Genomic DNA, 20,594 nt, shown 5'->3' with positions numbered 1-20,594 from the left:
AAATCAGACGATTTCTAGACTTTTAACACGGACACTTCTTCAGGTTTCCGGAAGATGGATAACGTGAATCGACACAGTGCCGGTAAAAGGTTTTGGCATCCATCGCTTCCAGATCCGGATGATGCTGCCGCATGTGCTCCAGATAGGTCTGATAATCAGGCACCCCCACCATCAGCCGGAAACTTTGCTGCAAACGCTGCCACAATGTGGCAATCCGCGACCAGTTTTTAGGATTCAGGATTAAATCCTTCTGCGACATCACGGTCATTTTGATGATTTTATAAATCACCGTTTTACCCGCTCGAGCAAATTTCAGATTCATCTTCTCGCTCCTTAATGGCCTTTGGCCGGCTGAATATCTTCAGGATCGCGGTAAATTGCTTCTGCTTCATGCACGGTTGGTTCCGGATTGGCCAAGGCACGGCGAATCACCCCAATCGCAGCAAACAGCATCACAAACGCCACAATCATAAAGAAGCCACACAATGCCGCATTAATCTGGTTCGACATTGCCACAGTCTGCATTTCCGCAATACTTTTGGCTGGTGCCAGAATTTCATTATTGGCAATCGCGGTATTGAAACGCTCTGCCTGTGCCAGGAAGCCGATCTTCGGATTTTCGTGGAAAATCTTCTGCCAGCCAGCAGTCATCGAGGTGATAAACAGGAACACGGTCGGGATGATGGTCACCCAGACATATTTCTGTTTCTTCATCTTGAACAGGATGACAGTACCAAGGATGAGCGCCATGGCAGCCAGAATCTGGTTACCAATACCAAACAGTGGCCACAAGCTGTTAATCCCGCCAAGTGGATCGACCACGCCCTGATAAACGAAGAAGCCCCAACCAGCCACTGCAACTGCCGTGCCCAGCAAGTTACCAAAGAAGTTGTGTGATTTTTTCACTGCAGGAATCACAATACCTACGGTATCCTGAACCATAAAACGGCAGGCACGGGTACCGGCATCCACCGCTGTCAGAATGAACAGCGCCTCAAACAGAATGGCAAAGTGATACCAGAACGCCATCATTTCACGGCTATTGAAAATCTCGGTGATGATATGGGCCATACCAATTGCGAAGGTTGGCGCACCACCAGTACGGGACAGAATCGAGTTTTCACCGACTTCCTGGGCCAGCAAGGTCAAGGCTTCAGGCGTGACCACAAAACCAAGGTTACGCACAGCTTCTACTGCCGTATCTACCGACGTACCCAGTAAAGCCGCTGGCGAGTTAATCGCGAAATACACACCCGGATCAAGCACCGCGGCACAGATCAGCGCCATAATCGCCACGAAAGATTCCATCAACATACCGCCATAACCAATCATACGGATATCGCGTTCGTTGTTGACCAGTTTTGGCGTGGTGCCTGAAGACACCAGGGCGTGGAAACCGGAAATCGCACCACAGGCAATGGTAATAAACAGGAATGGGAACAGCGAACCGGCAAATACCGGACCAGTCCCATCAACAAACTTGGTGACCGCTGGCAGTTTCATTTCCGGCATGGCAAATAAAATACCAATCGCCAGACCTGCAATGACACCAATTTTCAAGAAAGTTGACAGATAATCACGCGGTGCAAGCAGCAACCAGACTGGGAGTACAGAAGCGATAAAACCATAAATGATCAGCGCCCAGGTCAGTTCGGTACCTGTCAGGGTAAAGAATGGCCCCCAGTATGGGTGTTGCGCGATGTTTTCACCACAGATAATACCGAGCATCATCAGCACAAAACCAATAATCGACACTTCTGCAATTTTACCCGGACGGATAAAACGCATGTAAATGCCCATAAAAATGGCAATCGGAATGGTGGCGGCAATACTGAATACACCCCACGGACTGTTGGTCAGGGCTTTCACCACCACCAGCGCCAGTACCGCCAGGATAATAATCATCACCCCAAGTGCACCCAGCATCACGATAATACCGGCAAAGCTGCCCAGTTCCTGCTTGGCCATTTCACCCAGTGAGCGGCCGTCACGACGGGTCGAAATAAACAACACCAGGAAATCCTGTACCGCACCGGCCAGCACCACCCCGACCAGTAGCCAGATGGTGCCCGGTAAATAACCCATTTGTGCTGCCAGAATAGGACCAACCAGCGGTCCGGCACCGGCAATTGCAGCAAAGTGATGGCCGAACAAGACACTTTTATTGGTCGGAACATAATCTAAACCGTCGGCCAGGCGATGCGCGGGAGTTAAACGCCTAGCATTGAGTTCAAAGACTTTATTGGCAATAAATAAACTGTAGAAGCGGTAAGCAATGCTATAGACACAGGCAGCGGCCAAGACTAGCCATACTGCATTGACATGCTCACCACGATTGAGCGCAAGAATCCCAAAGGATACTGCTCCGACAATGGCTATGATGAGCCATATGATTTTCGAAGTCATGGTTGGCTTCGCTTGTAGAGTTTCCATTCAATCCCTCATATTTTGTTGCATTAAATCAGCGCGATTCTTGTTGTTCGAGGTACTGCTGTTTTCCCTTGCGACTTTACGCTTGTTCTTCTTGACTGCCTCTAAGACTTTGGATGTATAGGCATTAAAAAAGGGATGATTATTCATCATCCCTTTCGATCATAGTCTATTTTTAGACCATTATGCACGCTCTAAATATTCACCAGTACGGGTATCTACACGAACGCTTTCGTCTTGTTGAACGAACAATGGAACACGTACCACAGCACCTGTTTCCAGTTTTGCTGGTTTACCGCCACCGCCAGAAGTATCACCACGAACGCCTGGATCAGTTTCAACGATTTTCAGTACAACGAAGTTTGGAGCACTTACTGACAGTGGAACACCGTTCCAAAGCATAATTGTACAAAGTTCATTTGAATCATCTTTTAACCATTTTGCAGCATCGCCCATGGCTACTTTGTCTGCAGCGATCTGTTCAAATGATACAGGATCCATGAAGTTCCACATTTCGCCGTCATTGTACAAGTAGTTCATTTCTACTTCTACGATGTCAGCTGCTTCTAATGTGTCACCAGATTTGAAAGTTTTTTCTAATACTTTACCTGTTTTAAGGTTACGTAATTTCACACGGTTGAAGGCCTGACCTTTACCTGGTTTTACGTATTCGTTTTCCATGATTGAACATGGGTTACCATCAAGCATAACCTTAAGGCCTGACTTGAATTCATTCGTAGAATAATTGGCCATGACTGGCACACTCCAAACTTACTAACTTTAAGCTATCGATGCTACGGGCTGTTGCGATGTCATTTAGCAAGTCTGACACGAACATTAGTTGCCACATGCACATTCATTTTATGTGACGTATTCTAAATGACCAATATGCCTTGCCGCAATGAAAAATTCTTGTTTAACCGGCCGCTGCTGCCTAAGTTACAAGCAGATATCCATCTACCGGCTTTATTCCCAACTGGCAGATGCTTAAAATCAGCGCAGCTCGCTCTGGACTCCGCCTGGCCCGGATGTCCTGATTTTTCGCACACAAAGCACATTCCCAGCGCCTGCAAACTGTTAAACTAGCACGATTAGGCCTTGCCCTCCCACTTCCATGATTCTTTTCCGGCATGACAAACTATTTGTATCAACAGCAAAACTGGCAATCACAGCTCAGTGATTTAATTACCGATCCTCAGGAGTTGCTGAATCTTCTGCAACTGTCGCCTGCACAGTTACTCTCCGGCGCAATTCTGGCATCTGAACAGTTTAAATTACGTGTGCCGCGTGCATTCGTCGGAAAAATGAAAGTCGCCGATCCCTTTGATCCGCTGCTGTTACAGGTCTTGCCACATCATCTGGAACTGGAAGATCATCCTGAATTTGTCACCGATCCCTTAGGTGAAGAACAGGCCAATCAGCAACCGGGTGTCCTGCACAAATATAAGTCGCGTTTTTTACTGACCCTGACCGGGGCTTGTGCGGTACATTGCCGCTACTGTTTCCGCCGCCATTTTCCCTATCAGGACAACCTGCCCAAAAATGAAGATTGGCTAAACATCAAGCAATATATTGAGTCTCAGCCCGACATTAATGAAGTGATTTTAAGTGGCGGTGATCCATTAACGTTAACCAATCGACGTTTACAGAGCTGGATCGAACGTCTGGAATCGCTGCCACAGATTAAATTTTTGAGAATTCATTCACGCGTTCCGATTGTAATCCCCAACCGTGTCGATGAAGCGCTGATTTCCATATTAAAAAACAGTAGGCTACGGATTATTCTGGTGGTACACTCAAATCATGCATCAGAATTGGATGACTTCACTTGCCGTACATTAAATACACTGGTGAAACATCAAATTACCGTCCTGAATCAGGCAGTTTTACTTCGTGGGGTGAATGATTCTGCTCAGGTTATGGTCGATTTAAGTTATCGCCTGTTCGATGCTGGGGTGATGCCGTATTACTTGCATGTATTAGATAAAGTGAAAGGTGCACATCATTTCGATCTGATGCCACAGGACATCGATCTTATTTATAAAGAGGTTTTAGCGAACTTGCCGGGTTATCTGGTTCCTAAACTCGTTAGGGAAATTGCGGGCGAAAAGAATAAAACACCGCTTTTTGGGGTTTCAACTGCTTGAATTTGAGTTAAATAACAACGATGACTATGAATCATTCAGATATTTTTCAGGTTGCCACTGAGCTGAAATTGGAACAGCTCAGTTTTTGCCAGAATTCTGTCAAAAGTATTCAGGAGTGGGCAGCTGACTTATCCATTTTACAGCTTGGGGACTCGTCAAAAGCCTTGTTCAAAGCCTTACTGGAAATTTCTGAACTCAAATGTCAGGAAACCTTGCGCTTTGACCTGATTCAGGCCATTCACCCGACGCTGGAAAATGTCCTGACCAGCCTGGAAAAACACTTTTTTAACCAGGGTCTGATTAGCAGCGACCGCAATGAGCATATTATCGAGCTGGCGCTGTTGTTACGTAGTCATTTTGCCAAAGTCTATATTGAAATCGCGCGCCGCAGTCACCGCCAGCTGGCCCAGCAGAAGTTTTCCATTTTTGCCTTTAACCTGAAAAAGAACCTGCAGACTGCGCGTACCGTCGCCACCTATTATGCGCTGCAACAACTGACCTTATTGCTGTATCAGCAACAGATGCTATATAGCTCGCCATTTTCCGGGCAATGGCTCACTGCGCATCAACTGTTTAACTGCGCGCTGCAGCACAATTTTCATCAGAACAATATTAACCATCTGCAAGGCACCCAGCATCAGCTGCAAAATATCAGTCAGGCCTATGTGCAATTAATCCTGCTGGATATTTTCAATACCCATCAGATTCGTCCAGCCGAAATTCAGGGGCTGTATCTCTGCAGTTTTGACTGGGTCAAGCTGATTCAGATTTTGCCCAAAGAAACCACCCTGTCACGCTATATTGTCGATACCAATAAAGACTATCCGCCAATTTATAACTCGCATCAATCGGGTGATTTTGAGCCGGGTATTTTTATTTCGACACAAGCGCTGCTGGATCATATTAGTGAAAATCAGGGCCGCAAGGCAGAACATTTCTCCCGCAATGAAAAGCTGTTTTTAACTCCAGCCCTGCATTTTCATATTCATACCCTGCTCACCCATAATCCTGAGCGTCGCCATGAACGTTATGAATATTCGGCCCGGGTCAAAATCTGCTTTGGCTTAAGCGTGGCACACTTCTATCTGTCTAAAGGCAAGAATTTTCAGGAAACCCTGCAACTGGGTGAAAATTACCAGTTCCAGAGTGAAAGCCAGTTCATCAACCAGATGCACAGTCATGCCACTGCCGACATCAGCAAAATCCAGAGTCTGGACCGTGAAGCCAAACAGATTTACGGCGCGGAAGTGCTGGATATCAGTGTGAATGGTTACCGGATTAAATGGGAAGGTGAAACGCCAAAAAACCTTAAAACCGGTGAATTTATTCTGGTGCAGGAAAATCCGCAAAGTCCGTGGCGTGGCGGCGTGATTCGCTGGATTAAACAGTCGACTGACAAAACCCTGGAACTGGGCCTTGAAGTACTGGCGCAGGACATTATTCCATGTGCCGTCTATGTGAAATCTGACCGGCATAGCGGGCATTATCATCCTGCCCTGCTCATGCAGAGCTCACAGCTAAATGAAGTCAGCACTCATCTTATTTTACCGGGGATTCAATTATTAAGAGACAAGCAGACCGTACAGCTGCGTTTAGGGGATGAAGACATTAAAGTCTTTTTAATTAAACCGTTACTCATTACTCAAAGCTTTATGCGTTTTGACTTTGAACTGTTAAATGACCAGCAGCAAGCCACAGTCGATGCCTTTATTCACAAGCAGATGAATGACGTTAAGAATCAAGATTTATGGGAAGCGTTGAAGTGAGAAATCCTTTACTATCTAAAAAATTTAAACGTACCGAAACACGTTTACTCATTATCGATGATAACCAAATCCGTTTTAATCAGATTTGCGAACAGCTGAATGCACAGGAACATACCGTGCAGGCCACCCTGCTCGATGACCTGCAAAATTTTGAAAAACAGCTGAATTTAACCTGGGATGTGGTGATTTTTGGCCGCGCCTACGACTTGAAAATTGATCAGGCCCTGACCCTGATTCGCGCCTCAAAACAGCCGAATTTACCGATGGTGTTATTGCAACCTGAAGACTATGATGCCACCCAATATAGCGCCCTCATCCGCAAAGGCATTTATGATCTGGTCAACCTGAACGATAGTGACAGTTTCTATCTGGGTCTGCTTCGTGCCCTCTCTTTCAGCCGTTTGCAGCAAACCCATGCCCAGCTCAAAGAAGAGCTGGAAAATGCCCAGACGCAGGCGCAGTCTCTGGTGGAAGACAGCAACAAGGCGGTGGCGATTATTCAGGAAGGCATTCATGTACAGGCCAATCAGGAATATTTACAGCTGTTTGGCTTTCAGAATGAAGATGAGATTATTGGTCTGCCTTTGCTTGACCTGTTGCAACCGGAAGATCTAGCCGATTTTAAACTGCGCTTTAAAAAAGTATCGCAAGGTCAGTTTGATTTAGGCCGTTTCAGCTACAGCTCTTTAAATAGTCATGTCGCCGCGCAAAATCCGCTACAGCTGGAATTTTTACCGGCCACTGATGAAGATGCCTTGCAGCTGACCATTGATATTCAGCAAGCTGCTACAGCACCAGCCAAGGCCAGCAATGAAAGCACAGCTGGTCAGCAGCCGACCCATCAGCTGATTAACCGCACCCTGAACAATCAGCCATCCAAAATTAATGCGCTGGTGGTATTTGCCCTGGCCTCCTGCCCTGAAAAAGTCTTGCAATCGGACTGGGTTACGCTGAAAAACTATTTCGGTAATATTAAAACCTTCCTGAAAGAACAGACCAATGTGCCTTTATTCAAGGTCAATTCATCGATCTATATTGGCTTGTTTCAGGCAGAATCAACCACCATTTTGCATTCCAAACTGATTGGTCTCAGCTCACTGAGTAAACCGCAGTTATTGAGCGTCAATGGGCAAAGTTATCCGCTGAATTTCCGTATGGGCTATGCGGTACTAGAAGGTGAAATTGCCGACAGCACCCAGTTTGAACAGCTGATGGAACGTGCCTTTGTAACCGCACTGCCTTATCAGCAAAAAGATGAGCAAAGCCTCGGACTGGATTTATCCATGACCGATCTGTCGCTGGAAATTGTCGAGCCAAAGGTTGCACCTGTGGTCGAAACCGCTGCTTCATCGCTATTAGGCGCCTTACGCCACAGCCTGGATCGTAATGAAATTCATCTGAAATATCAACAACTTTACGACAAGCATGATACTAACTTATATACCTACGAAGTAACCAGCGGCTTTATTTTCAATAACGAATGGCAACCACTGACTGGCTTAATTGACTTAGCAGAAGACCCTGAATTAGCCATTAAACTGGATCGCTGGATTCTGGTCGAAGCCTGCAAACAGCTACATAACTTCATTACCCAATATCCGGAAGCCAAGCTGATTGTTAACCTGAACAAGCATGTGCTGTTACAAGACCGCGCGTTCCCGGAATTTGTGTCCAAACTGATTACCATTGTGGGCAGTCAGCAGGCTTATCCGTTAATTCTGCAATTCTCTGAAGAAGATGTGAGCCAGAACCTGATGGATGCCCAAAAGCAGATGCATTTGCTGCATCAGCATGGCGCGGAAATTTCTATCCGTGAATTTGGCCAGTCGATGTATAGCGAATCCATTCTTAAACAGCTGGATGTGCAATATGTGACCCTGCATCCATCGCTGACCAGCAAACTGATGCAAGATAGCGCAACTCAGGAGCTACAGGAACAGATTCAGCAGTTTAGCGAAATCAAGCCGGTGGAAGTGGTGCTGCATGAACTAAACGATATGAACCTGTTTGCCAACGCCTGGAATGTGGATGCCCGTTATATTCAGGGTGATTACTTCCAGAAGAAACTGGATCATCTCATTGATGTACAAGACCAATAAGGTCTTGTACTTTTCGCCTGAAGTGCAGGCACAAAAAAACGGGCAAATGCCCGTTTTTTTCATTCTGGGTATTAACCACGTTTGATAGAACGTGACATACCAGCAAAACGTTGTTTGAACTTGTCGATACGACCGCCAGTGTCAACGTTCTTTTGCTTACCAGTGTAGAATGGGTGGCAAGCTGAACATACGTCTAGGTAAAGAGTGTCTTTACCAACAGCTGAACGAGTTTCGATCACGTTACCACATGAACAAGTAGCAACTAATTTTTCATATTTTGGGTGAATATCGGCGCGCATCGTCGATTACTCCATAAGATTAAAGAAGGTTTTGCTGTCGTCGCAATTGATCACTCTCAAGACTGAGGAAAAAAGCTGTTTATTCAAGATAAACCGCAGACCAACACCACAACAGACCATTCTTTTGGCCCACCGAGACGGATACCGTCAGAGCTAAGCACAACAAGTTGGGGCATATTATACGTGAATCTATGCCAATATGCGAATTATTCTTTGCTCTCAATTTCAGGCTGCTTCGACCAGTAATTGGCAATAATGCCGCAGACCATCAGCTGGATTTGATGGAAAATCATGATTGGCAGCACGATCATGCCCAAAGGCTGGCCAATAAACAGAATCTGCGCCATCGGTACACCACTGGCCAGGGTTTTTTTAGAGCCACAGAAGAAAATCGCAATCTGGTCTTCACGCTTAAAGCCCAGCCATTTTGGGATGTACAGCGCCAGCAGCATGATGATGGTCAGTAGCAACGAACAGGCCACAGTCAAAATCAGTAATGTTGTGCCACTGACTTCATTCCACAGTCCGGCCACCACAGCACCACTAAAGGCGCCATAGACCACCATTAAAATGGTGCCCTGATCAAAGCCTTTAACCAGACTTGGGAACTTGACCAGAAATGGATAGACCCATGGCCGCAGCAATTGCCCCAAAATAAAAGGTACCAATAACAATAAGGTAATCTGAATAATGGATGAGGTCGGATCATAATCGTGCTGCGACTGGCCAAAAATAAACAGGCTGACCAGAACCGGGGTAATGAACATGCCGGCAATATTGGAAAAAGACGCACTGCAGACTGCACTAGCGACATTGCCGCGTGCAACCGAGGTAAAGGCTATGGAAGACTGCACTGTAGAAGGCAAGAAGCACATAAACAGAAAGCCCCAGTACAGCTCCTGCCCCAGTAACGGCAGTAATACGGGTTTGGCCATGAGACCCAACACTGGAAATAACAAGAAGGTAAATGCAAACACCAGCGTATGCAGTTGCCAGTGCATGATACCTTGTACCACCGCCTCTCTGGACAGCTTTGCGCCATGTAAAAAAAACAGCACCGCAATGGCCGCCGTGGTAATAACGCCAAAGACTTCAGCGACCTGTCCAGACACCGGCACGATACTGGCCAGTATCACCATCACAATTAACAATATGGTAAAGCGATCCAATGCAAGTAGTTTTAGCATGTCTACATCCTGTGATTTTATTTTTGCATCGACATAAAAAAGCCCAGTCAGCGGGTTTTACCTCACGGTAAAGTTCCATCTTACTGGGCTGGAACAATAAAGCTAGTCTGCTGGCTTAATGTTCACTATTTTGTGGCGCTATACTACTGCGCCAACTTAGTTATTGCGGGCATTGTCATCCTGCTGGATCAGCTCGATTTTATAACCGTCCGGATCTTCCACAAAGGCAATTACGGTCACGCCGCCTTTCATTGGACCCGCTTCACGCACCACATTGCCGCCGCGCGCCTTGATTTCTTCACAGGCTTTGTAAGCATCTTCCACTGCAATGGCAATATGACCATAGCCATTGCCCAGCTCATAGCTGTCTGTATCCCAGTTATGGGTCAGTTCCAGCACGGTATGGTTGTCTTCATCACCATAGCCGACAAATGCCAAGGTAAAGCGGCCTTCTTCGTAGTCACGTTTACGGAGTAAAGTCATGCCAAGTACTTCAGTATAGAACTGCAATGACCGTTCTAAATTGCCTACACGTAACATGGTATGCAGCATGCGCATATTATTCGTCCTTTTGTTGAATTTGAGCGTGTTCATGAGCACGCAATAATTTTGCCACCCACACCACCAGAATCAGAATTGGAATTCCAAGCAGCGTGGTCATGAGGAAGAAATTCGGATAACCGATATTATTGACTATGGTACCTGAATATCCACCTAAAATTTTAGGGGTGAGGGTCATGAGCGAACTAAAGATCGCATATTGTACAGCGGTAAACGACACACTGGTTAAGCTGGACAGGAAGGCAATAAATGCCGCACCGGCCAGACCGGAGGCCAGATTATCAATAATAATTGCCAGATAGAGCCATAAGCTGCTATACGGTTTAATCACCTTACCGCGAACTTCTATCGGTGCATCAGCGTTGACATCTACCGGTGTCAGGGCCTGAATATCAATATCCAGCGCCGGATGTTGCTGTGCCAGCTGATAACCGCGGCTGGCACTGAGCGTACTGCCATCCAGCAATCGGGCCTGCACCTGAATCGTGCTATTTTGCGCTGTCTGTAACTGCTGGCCTTCAATCACGCCACTAAACAGGCCACCTTCTTCCAGCTTGGCCGGATATTCCTTGCCATCCAGAACCAAACTCAGCGGCTGTTCAGGTTGTAGCTGTGCAGCATCAAGACCACTCAACTGCCCGCGAATCACTAGACTTTGCTCGGCTTCCTGTACAGAAATCCGGTCATCCGAGGTAATCGGTAATAACTGGATTTGGGCTGTGCCGGTCTGCTGCAAATACGGCATGCTTAATTGTGCCTGATCGGACTGATTGGCGTATTGTGCCTGTACCTGAATCTGATTGGCCTGAGCCAGCACGTTGCTCGGTACCTGTACGCTCCAGTAACCGGCTTCATCGGCCTGTACCTTATATTGCTGCGCCCCGACATTCACCTGCACATCACTCAGGCTTTGCCCGGATTTGACCAGTCCAATAAAAATCAGGTTGGTCGAGCTGGCCAGCACTGCGCCCAGAAACATCAGTTTCATGATATTCATTTTTTGGGCCAGCAAACCACCCAGGAAGCCACCCACCAATGAGAAAATCACCCCGTAGACTTTGACTGCTTCAGCAATCTGTTCTTTGCTGAAGTTCAGGTCCTGATAAAACACATTGGAAATGACCCCTGCAATAATATCCGAAACCCGATAAAACCCGATCAGCAGCAGTAACACCAAAGCCAGCTTTAAACCATAGCGCTTAAAGAAATCCGCGACCGGATGCACCCAGGTTTCAAAAGCCATCTGTTTATTGACTGCACCCAGTTTGACCAGCACAGTTCCGACCAGTAAAGCCACCGCACCCGAGCCAATAAAGCGAATCGCCTCCAGCGTAAACAGCAGGAAGGAATCCTGAATACTGAGCTGGTTTTTCAGCGCATCCAGCGCCTGACCGGAATAGATATAACTCAGCACAAAACTGATCACGGCAACAAAAAACACCACCACCAGTCGATAATAATCGCTGCGTTTATATTCTTTACGGACACGCTCCACCACCGGCTCACGAATCACCAGCGTGGTACACATCCCGATCAGCATCACCGCCGCCATCACCAGATAGGTGTATTTCCAGGCCTCATAAATATAGTTGCCTTTAGCCGTGCCCAGATACGCCGCCAGAAATAAAGCGCCCGCACCAGCTACAATCATCCCGATACGATAACCGGCGTTATAGGTCGAAGCCAATACAGTTTGCATCTGGGTTTCAGCCAGCTCAATACGATAGGCATCAATCACAATATCTTGCGTGGCCGCAGCAAAACCGAGCAGCACCGCACCCACCGCCATCTGGTAGAGATGCGTCTGCCCTAAGGCCGGATCTGAAAAGGCCATAATACAGATGGCGCATATAATCAGGACCTGGGCAATTAAAAGCCAGGCCCGGCGCCGGCCCAGTTTTTGGGTTAAATATGGCACTGGTAACTCATCAATTAATGGTGCCCAGACAAACTTAAATGAATAACCCAGCGCCGCCCAGCTAAAGAAAGTTACGGTATTACGGCTAATGCCGGCTTCACCTAACCATAACGATAAACTGGAAAAAATAAGAAGAATGGGAATACCGGCCGAGAAGCCAAGAAACAGCATGATCAGCGCACGCCGATCTAAAAATGCGGTAAAGGCAGATTTCCATCCTGTAGATTGTGTTGTCATTACATTATTTTTGTCAAAAAACTGAATGTTGCTATTCAATCGTTTAATGGATTTGGTTTCAACCTGATTTATGCAAACGCCCTGTGATTTTCTGGAGAAATGCAGCGGCCTGGCTTGAAATTTTCTATTAAACCTGTATACCTTAAATCTCTATTGCAATAATTTCGTTTTGGATTTCACAGTGACGCAAAGACACGAGCACATGACCTCTTCTTTATCTGCTTCAATTACCGAACAACAAACATTAGTTTTACAACCAGAACAAACTCTTACCTCAGCCTTCGAACAAGCCGAAATTCAAACGACACTTAATAACACCCGCTTAAGCCCGGAACAGCTGACCCATATTCCGGATCTGGAAAAAATTCCGGCCTCCACCAAACGGATTAAGCCTTTAAATAATTTTCTGGGTCAGGATCGTGCCCGCGCTTCAGTAGAAGCCGGCATTGCCTTGCCGTATTCCGGCTATAACATTTTTGCGGTCGGTACGGCAGGACTGGGCAAACGCACCATGATCCGGCGTTTACTGCAGCAACATGCCAAAACCATGGCCACGCCAAATGACTGGGTGTATGTCAATAATTTTAAAAACCCGCGCCAGCCCATTGCCCTGCGACTGCCGGCCGGTCAGGCACCGAAATTCCAGACCCAGCTGCATCAGAGCTGGCAGACCATTTTAAAGCAGCTGGAACGCCGTTTTAGCGCCGAAACCTATCACAACCGCATTGAACAGATTCGCCAGCAAACCGGTGATGAACAGCAACAGGCCCTCATTGAACTGACCAAAGAAGGTGAAACCCTGGATTTAAAACTGGTCTCGCGCAATGACGAGCACTGCTTTATTCCGGTGCAGTTTAAAGATGACCAGCTGCAGGAAATGACCCAGGAAGATGTCAATGCCTTAAGCAGCAAAGAGCGCGCCGAAATTGCCGCCAATATGCGCTATATGGATAAAAAACTGGAACGTCTGGGTCTGCATCTGGGTGATCTAGAAGATGATGCACGAGATCGGGTTCAGGTCCTGAATCGTGACATTGCCAAACAGGTGGTGATGCCGCGGATTGATTTATTACTGAATAAATTTTCAGAGGTTGAAGGGCTTGAAGACTATCTGAAATACTATGCCGAAGACATTATCAACAATGTTGAAATGGTGCTGGAACAGGAAGAAGATGACTTCACTCCGGCGGTGTTTAGCCGGGTGCCAGCACGTTATCAGGCCAATATTGTTGTTACGCATAAGCCGAATTCGGGTGCGCCGGTAATCTTTGAAGATTTCCCGACCCACTACAACCTGCTCGGTCATGTGGAACAGATGACCCAGAACGGCACCATCACCACTGACTTCACCTTAATCCGTTCCGGTGCCTTACATCGTGCCAATGGCGGTTTTTTAATTCTGGAAGCCGAACAGTTACTGGAACAGCCTTATGCCTGGCAAGGGCTGAAACGTGCCTTGAAATCGGGCCAGCTAAAACTGTCCTCACTGGAACATATGCTGACTTTAACCGGCAGTATTTCGATTGAACCGGAATCAATTCCCCTGACCTTAAAGGTCATTCTACTGGCCGAGCCGGAAATCTATTATGAAATTCTGGAAGTCGAACCGGAGCTGGGCAGCGTCTTTAAAATCCGTGCCGACTTCACCGATACATTACAACGTAATGACACCAATGAGCAGGCTTATATGCAGCTGATAGCTGATTATGTTCAGGCTGATAAACTACTGCCCTTTGACCGCTCTGCCCTGGCCGCGCTGTTAACCGACTCGAGTCGTCTGGCCGAGGACCAAAGCTCGCTGTCCTTACATGCCCTGACGCTGGGTGATCTGATTCGGGAATCACATCATCATGCGGTACAAGCCGACAAAAAGATGGTGTCAGAAGAACATATCAACATGGCGCTGGATCATCGTAAATATCGCTTAGGCTATTTGCGTGAACTGTACTGGCAGGACCTGTCGCGCGGCACCCAGCTGATTGAAACCAAAGGTCATCGTCTGGGTCAGATCAATGCCCTGTCCGTGATTCATTATGCCGATGTCGAGTTTGGTCTGCCTTCACGCCTGACGGCATCGGTCTATCAGGGCGGCGGCGATATTCTGGATATTGAACGCAGTGTTGAATTGGGTGGCTCGCTGCATGCCAAAGGCGTGCTGTTAATGTCCAGCTTCCTGAAAGCCCATTTTGGCCGCGAACAGATTCTACACTTCTCTGCCGCACTGGCCTTTGAGCAGAGCTATGGTCAGGTCGATGGTGATAGCGCCACCGTTGCGGAACTGTCTGCCCTGATTTCAGCAATCAGCCAGTTACCGATTGATCAGTCCTGGGCCATTACCGGTTCCATGAACCAGCTGGGTCAGGTGCAACCTGTTGGTGGCGTCAATGCCAAAATTGAAGGCTTCTATGATGCCTGTAAATTACAAGGTTTAACCGGCAAGCAAGGCGTGATTATTCCGCGTCAAAACATGCAGCATCTCATGCTGCGTAAAGATGTGATTGAAGCGGTGCAAAAAGGCGAATTCCATATTCATGCCATTGATGTGATTGATCAGGCGCTAGAAATTCTGATGGCGCGTCCGGTCGGTAAACTGGACAAAAAAGGCCGTTATAGCAAAGGCTCGATTTATGACATGGTGATGGCACAGCTTGAATACTGGCAAGCCATTGAAGATGGCGCAGAAATTGAAGAGGAAGAGCCAAAGAAAAAGAAAAAAGCCAAGAAAGAAAAAAAGGCCAAGAAAAAAGATCAGCCTGCTGAAGCAGCAATTGAGGCTATTCCGGTAGAAGATGCCCGTAACCAGACTGGCTCATAATGGCCGGTCTAAAAAAGCAAAAAAGCGCCGAAAGGCGCTTTTTTATACGACTGAATTAAGCTTCAGGCGCTGGGCTGTACTGTTCAACCAAAGGCTGTAACTCACCTTTTTGGAACATATCCAGCATAATATCGCTACCGCCAATTAACTCGCCATTGATCCACAATTGCGGGAAAGTTGGCCAGTTGGCAATTTTCGGCAAAGTTGCACGAATATCCTGGTTTTCAAGAATATTCACATAGGCAAATGGACGACCAATTTGACTGAGCGCTTCTACTGCACGAGCTGAGAAACCACATTGTGGGAATTGCGGTGTGCCTTTCATGTAAAGAAGAACTGCATGTTTAGCAATTTGGTCACGAATTAACGCTTCGGTATCGCGTGCTTGTTCAGTCATTGATAAATCCTCAACTAATCTGTCTCGCATTATACCCAAAACAGAGAAAAACAGTACGTCTAAAGTAATAAATCCATTTTTATTTACAATTACCCTTTAAATCTGACCAAGTTTTTGCTTATATAAGTTTTTCTTTCCACCTAACAGTAAAGAGTTAGTCATGAACAATATTACCCTCGCTCCGGTACAAACTGATCAACCTTCACATTTGATGCCAGTCTTTGGTCGTCAACCGATCAGCTTTGTCCGAGGACGAGGTGCATATCTTTATACCGAAGATGGTACAGAGTATTTAGATGCCTTAACTGGGATCGCCGTTTGCGGTTTGGGTCATGCTCATCCAGTGATTGCTGAAGCAATTGCGGAACAAGCTGCAACCCTGATTCATACCAGCAACCTTTTTGAAGTGCCTTGGCAAACTGCTGCTGCACAGAAACTGGCTGAAGTCGCTGGCATGGAAGAAGTTTTCTTCTCCAACAGTGGTGCAGAATCGAACGAAGGCGCTATCAAAATTGCGCGTAAATTCGGTCATATGCAAGGTATTGCGTCACCAAAAATTATTGTAGCTGACAAATCTTTCCATGGCCGTACGCTGGCAACCCTATCTGCAACGGGTAACAAAAAAGTTCAACAAGGCTTTGGTCCATTGGTTGAAGGTTTTATTCGTGTACCGTTTGGTGATATTGAAGCCATTGAAGAAGCTGCAATTAACCATCCGGATATCGTGGCTATTCTGGTTGAACCGATTCAGGGTGAAGGTGGTGTCAACACTGCACCGCAAGGCTTTAGCTACCTAGAAGAAATCCGTCAGATCTGTAATCAGCACAACTGGTTAATGATGCTGGATGAAGTACAAACAGGTAATGGCCGTACCGGTAAATATTTTGCTTATCAGCACACCAATATTGTGCCGGATGTACTGACCACAGCTAAAGGTCTGGGCAATGGCTTCCCGATTGGTGCCGTGATGACTCAAGGTCGTGGTGTCGGTGTTTTGACTGCGGGTAACCACGGTTCGACTTATAGCGGTACTGCCCTGGGGTCACGTGTGGTCTACACCGTGATTGATATTATCCAGAAAGAAAATCTGGTCGAGAATGCCGCAAAAATGGGTAGCTATATTGTTGAGCAGCTACGCAACCAGCTGGCTGACCAGAATGTTAGCGTGCGTGGTTTTGGCCTGATGATCGGGATTGAATTACCTAAAGCCTGCGCAGAACTGGTGGATATTGCCCGTGATGAATACAAACTGATTGTCAATGTGACCGCCGGCTCCGTGGTGCGTTTACTGCCAACCTTGAACATTAGCCAGGAACAGGCCGATCAGCTGGTTGAACGTCTGGTGAAAATGATCAAAACGTTCCTGGCTTAAGCCGCGTGTTGATCTCAACAGATCTCTATCTGCATAAAAAAGCCGCATGATGCGGCTTTTTTAATTTCTGAATTGTTATATTTTATGAGGCTTCCTGGTAAATTCTGCCGCCAGGTAACTGACAAAAATACTGTTTTAAAGCATCCAGACAACGATGCACTTTCATTGGCTGCTGCTCACGTTTTGGCGTAATCGCATACAATGTAAAGGTCGGCAATTTCCATTCAGGTAATACTTCGACCAAAGAACCGTTAATTAAATCTTTTTGTACATCTAGATATAAAAGTCTCGCGATTCCGTGCCCTTGTAAACATAATGATTTGGCAATCAGAACATTATTTGTGGTGAGGCGAGAGCTCATGTCCAGTCCGACCACTTCACCCGTACTGGCGTGATGAAATGAAAAACTGGCATAATTTTTCATCAAATTTACTGGAATCAGGTCATGATTTTTTAAATCTTCAGGACGTGACACCGGTGTGGTCTGGTTCAGATAACTTGGTGATGCCACCAGAACCTGCTCAACGCGCGCCAGTGGCACTACATTCAGCTGACTATCTTCAATTTTTGAACTCATGCGCAAAGCAATATCTATCCGACCTTCAATCAGGTCAATAAACTGATTGTCCGCTTCGACATGTATGGCTAGGCCACGATGGGCTGACATCCAGTGCGACAATGCCGGAATGACATGATTCGCACCCAGTTCCGGGGTGGTTGCGATACGCAAATCACCTACCAGGTCATCGCGTAATTCATTAATGCGTATTTTACCACGCTCCGCAGCGGCGAGCATTTCCTGACAGCTGTGGAAAAAAGCTTGTCCAGCTTCAGTCAAACTCAGTTTTCGGGTGGAACGGTGTAACAGCGTTACTTCCATTTCATTTTCCAAAGAACGAATTTGCTGACTTACAGCACTTGTGGTGATACCGAGTTCACGCGCAGCGCCACTAAACGAGCTTTTTTCAACAACACAAGCAAATACACCCATTGCTCGAAGTTGATCTAACATAAATTTCCCTCTGAACTTATGAGATGCTCCTACCTTTGATAAAAGCAACTCATTGTATTATACGGTGAAATTTACGTTTTGCACTTAAAAAAATTAATTTATTGGTAAAACATTAGTCGGGTTGATCGGCTTGCCATCAAGGCGGACCTGGAATTCCAGCATGGTGCGGGTGGTGCCCGATGAGCCCATTTCGGCAATTTTCTGCCCTGCTGCTACATTTTGTCCACTATTCACGTTAAGTTTACTGTTGTGTGCATAAGCGGTGATATAGCCATTAATATGCTTAATTAACACCAGGTTACCGTATTCTTTCAGGCCATCTGCGGCATACACCACCTGCCCGTCTGCAGCTGCAAAGACCGGATCACCCACATTGCCGCCATAACGAATCCCTTTCACATTCGACGCTAAATTGAAGTTTTCAATTACTGCACCATTGGATGGTTTCACCCAGCGTAAAGAACCTACGGTAGAACTCACTGTCGGCGCCGGAGTAGTGGTTCGTGGTGTGGTTGTGGTCGTCGTGGTCACCGGTGCGGTCGGTGCTGGCGTAGTTTTTGGAATAGCAATGGTCTGACGCTGGATTGGTGCTGGCTGCGTTACCGGACGCGTTGTGGTGGTACGCGGCGCACTGCCACTTTTCAGACGAATTGACTGGCCCACATAAATCCGGTACGGCGCGGCAATATCGTTCATTTCCGCAATACTGAGATAACTTAAACCATAACGTGCTGCAATGCCGCTTAAAGTATCACCTGAGCGTACGGTATAGAAATTTGGCGCAGCCGCATAACGTGCAGAATTATGTACTTGAGGTTTAGACGCACAGCCACTGATGATGAGCGTAGAAATAACGGCTGTAGATACAAATAAAGTTTTCAACAATGTTGTCGGTGCTGCAAATAAACGACCGTGTGACACCAAAGGCATTAATCTTCCTCTCTACATCTTAAATGTAATTATTGAACTGCGCTAAGATTAACAAAAAAGCACCGAAAAAGAGTTTCAGACGGTACTTTTTCACAAAGTTATAACATTCTTTACAGGGCTGGACTCAAGCTGTCATGCAGATGCCCCAGAATATCGTAATTGGTCGCATCCATCTGAATTGGGGTGATGCTGACATAGCCATTGGCCACAGCAAAGAAATCCGACTGGATTTCACCCACATCTTTACGCGGGTCTGCAACGGCTTCTCCGGCCAGTCCAATCCAGTACACCTGACGACCGCGCGGATCGACATGGCTGGTAATCGGTTTAGATTGACTACGACGGCCCTGATAGGTAATTTTTGCGCCTTTTAATTCCGCCACATCTGGAATATTAATATTCAAAATGTGGCGTGGCGGCAAGGTTGGCAAGCCGTTGGCAATAAAATCATGCACCCACTGCGCGGCAACTGCATAATCGGCCGGATGCTGATAAGCTCGGACATTAGGGCCAGCCAGTGATACAGCTATGGCCGGCTGCGTCATTAAACGCCCTTCAAAAGCAGCACCAACGGTACCTGAATACAGTACATCATCACCCAGATTGGCGCCGCTGTTAATCCCGCTCACCACCAGATCAAATTCAAAATCAAACAGGCCATTCATAGATAAATAGACACAGTCTGCCGGAGTGCCATTCACCGCCCAGATATCTTCAGCAATCGGAATTGGACGTAAAGGACGATCTAAGGTCAAGGCACTGGAAAACCCGCTACGCTCACTTTCTGGCGCGACAATTACCACACGGCCCAAAGGTTTTAATGCGTGTGCAAGCGCCTGGATCCCTGGCGCAAAAACGCCATCATCATTGGCAATTAAGATATTCACAAATTTACTCTTCAAATTAAATAAATGACCGGTCAGCACATTTCATTGAAATATAATGAGAAGTATATATATTTAGTGTCGAACTTCCATCAATAAAAAGTGTGTATAACATGATTCGTCGCTTATCTGTACGTCGTTTACTGGGGCTTGGTTTTGCGGTAATTCTCTCTCAAGCGGTCAATGCTGAAGGCTTGACGGTAGAAGAAGCCAATACCATTGTAAAAGAAGACATTGCTGCCGCTCAGGTGATGGCTGAGGTTTGTCCGGCCATTATTGGCAAAAACGCCAAACTGGATAACAATATTCAGGCCTTAATTGAAACTTACCTGGCAGACTTAAAAGGTCAGACTTTAAGCTACAGCGCACTACAGGCCGATGCTGAATATAAGAATATTCTGATTGAAGCACGTGATGCCGCCAAAGAAACCACGGCAGATGAACAGAAAACTGTTTGTCAGGATGCTGCTACAATCGAACTGTAAGTTTGCGCTGACGCACCATCTTTATATCAAGAGTAATCAGCATAGGTTGATTGCT

The 20,594-nt window shown here is 46.6% G+C and carries 17 protein-coding genes; 6 read left to right on the top strand and 11 right to left on the bottom strand.

What is annotated here, in order from left to right; all coding sequences use genetic code 11:
* Positions 1–22: 22 nt before the first annotated feature.
* From FTU55_RS01290 to efp, 3 genes are all read right to left on the bottom strand, one after another.
* Positions 23–322, bottom strand: a complete 300-nt coding sequence (locus FTU55_RS01290) for a YbdD/YjiX family protein (protein WP_005176838.1) — start codon at positions 320–322, stop codon at positions 23–25.
* 11 nt (positions 323–333) lie between these two features.
* Positions 334–2,433, bottom strand: a complete 2,100-nt coding sequence (locus FTU55_RS01285) for a carbon starvation CstA family protein (RefSeq protein WP_180045915.1) — start codon at positions 2,431–2,433, stop codon at positions 334–336.
* Between the two features lie 180 nt (positions 2,434–2,613).
* Complete coding sequence (gene efp, locus FTU55_RS01280) at positions 2,614–3,183, bottom strand: elongation factor P (RefSeq protein WP_180045913.1); 570 nt, start codon at positions 3,181–3,183, stop codon at positions 2,614–2,616.
* Positions 3,184–3,560: 377 nt separating this feature from the next.
* Between efp and epmB the strand changes: the two genes are divergently transcribed.
* The 3 genes from epmB to FTU55_RS01265 are packed head-to-tail and all read left to right on the top strand — an operon-like array spanning position 3,561 to position 8,442.
* Entirely contained in the window at positions 3,561–4,577 is a 1,017-nt protein-coding gene (gene epmB / locus FTU55_RS01275; RefSeq protein WP_180045911.1) for an EF-P beta-lysylation protein EpmB, read from the top strand.
* 20 nt (positions 4,578–4,597) lie between these two features.
* The gene (locus FTU55_RS01270) at positions 4,598–6,343 is read left to right on the top strand and encodes a GTPase (RefSeq protein ID WP_075174779.1); all 1,746 of its coding nucleotides are present in this window, start codon (positions 4,598–4,600) and stop codon (positions 6,341–6,343) included.
* The gene (locus FTU55_RS01265; RefSeq protein WP_180045909.1) at positions 6,325–8,442 is read left to right on the top strand and encodes an EAL domain-containing protein; all 2,118 of its coding nucleotides are present in this window, start codon (positions 6,325–6,327) and stop codon (positions 8,440–8,442) included. Before FTU55_RS01270 ends, FTU55_RS01265 begins: the two co-directional genes overlap by 19 nt.
* 71 nt (positions 8,443–8,513) lie before the next feature.
* Here FTU55_RS01265 and rpmE read toward each other — a convergent pair whose 3' ends face one another.
* From rpmE to FTU55_RS01245, 4 genes are all read right to left on the bottom strand, one after another.
* Complete coding sequence (gene rpmE / locus FTU55_RS01260) at positions 8,514–8,741, bottom strand: 50S ribosomal protein L31 (RefSeq protein ID WP_005176824.1); 228 nt, start codon at positions 8,739–8,741, stop codon at positions 8,514–8,516.
* 206 nt (positions 8,742–8,947) lie between these two features.
* Positions 8,948–9,928, bottom strand: coding sequence for a bile acid:sodium symporter family protein (locus FTU55_RS01255; protein ID WP_168408385.1), 981 nt, complete (start codon positions 9,926–9,928; stop codon positions 8,948–8,950).
* Between the two features lie 156 nt (positions 9,929–10,084).
* Positions 10,085–10,486: a lactoylglutathione lyase gene (gloA, locus tag FTU55_RS01250; RefSeq protein WP_005176820.1), complete on the bottom strand. Its 402-nt coding sequence runs from the start codon at positions 10,484–10,486 to the stop codon at positions 10,085–10,087.
* Between the two features lies 1 nt (position 10,487).
* Positions 10,488–12,644 carry an MFS transporter gene (locus tag FTU55_RS01245; protein ID WP_180045907.1) on the bottom strand — a complete coding sequence of 719 codons (2,157 nt, stop codon included), beginning with the start codon at positions 12,642–12,644 and terminating at the stop codon, positions 10,488–10,490.
* A gap of 202 nt (positions 12,645–12,846) precedes the next feature.
* Here FTU55_RS01245 and FTU55_RS01240 point away from each other — a divergent pair, with 202 nt between their 5' ends.
* On the top strand, positions 12,847–15,459 hold the full coding sequence (locus tag FTU55_RS01240) for a Lon protease family protein (protein WP_171527097.1): 2,613 nt from the start codon (positions 12,847–12,849) through the stop codon (positions 15,457–15,459).
* Between the two features lie 55 nt (positions 15,460–15,514).
* Here FTU55_RS01240 and grxD read toward each other — a convergent pair whose 3' ends face one another.
* Entirely contained in the window at positions 15,515–15,856 is a 342-nt protein-coding gene (gene grxD / locus FTU55_RS01235; RefSeq protein WP_005176812.1) for a Grx4 family monothiol glutaredoxin, read from the bottom strand.
* Between the two features lie 160 nt (positions 15,857–16,016).
* Between grxD and FTU55_RS01230 the strand changes: the two genes are divergently transcribed.
* Positions 16,017–17,228, top strand: coding sequence for an aspartate aminotransferase family protein (locus FTU55_RS01230; protein WP_168396445.1), 1,212 nt, complete (start codon positions 16,017–16,019; stop codon positions 17,226–17,228).
* Positions 17,229–17,310: 82 nt separating this feature from the next.
* On the opposite strand, the gene FTU55_RS01225 is transcribed toward FTU55_RS01230, so the two are convergent.
* The 3 genes from FTU55_RS01225 to surE form a co-directional block, all read right to left on the bottom strand.
* Positions 17,311–18,240: a LysR family transcriptional regulator gene (locus tag FTU55_RS01225; protein WP_005176807.1), complete on the bottom strand. Its 930-nt coding sequence runs from the start codon at positions 18,238–18,240 to the stop codon at positions 17,311–17,313.
* A 93-nt stretch (positions 18,241–18,333) separates the two neighbouring features.
* Positions 18,334–19,170 (bottom strand): peptidoglycan DD-metalloendopeptidase family protein, encoded by an 837-nt coding sequence (locus FTU55_RS01220; protein WP_016658404.1) that lies wholly within the window; start codon positions 19,168–19,170, stop codon positions 18,334–18,336.
* A gap of 110 nt (positions 19,171–19,280) precedes the next feature.
* Positions 19,281–20,057, bottom strand: coding sequence for a 5'/3'-nucleotidase SurE (gene surE, locus FTU55_RS01215; RefSeq protein WP_075174788.1), 777 nt, complete (start codon positions 20,055–20,057; stop codon positions 19,281–19,283).
* A gap of 110 nt (positions 20,058–20,167) precedes the next feature.
* On the opposite strand from surE, the gene FTU55_RS01210 reads away from it, so the two are divergent.
* On the top strand, positions 20,168–20,539 hold the full coding sequence (locus tag FTU55_RS01210) for an MCR_0457 family protein (protein WP_152342262.1): 372 nt from the start codon (positions 20,168–20,170) through the stop codon (positions 20,537–20,539).
* The last annotated feature ends 55 nt before the right edge of the window (positions 20,540–20,594 follow it).

The sequence above is a fragment of the Acinetobacter sp. YH12117 genome (assembly GCF_013418865.1).
GTDB lineage: Bacteria > Pseudomonadota > Gammaproteobacteria > Pseudomonadales > Moraxellaceae > Acinetobacter > Acinetobacter indicus.
This window is presented reverse-complemented; position numbering and strand designations above follow the sequence as displayed.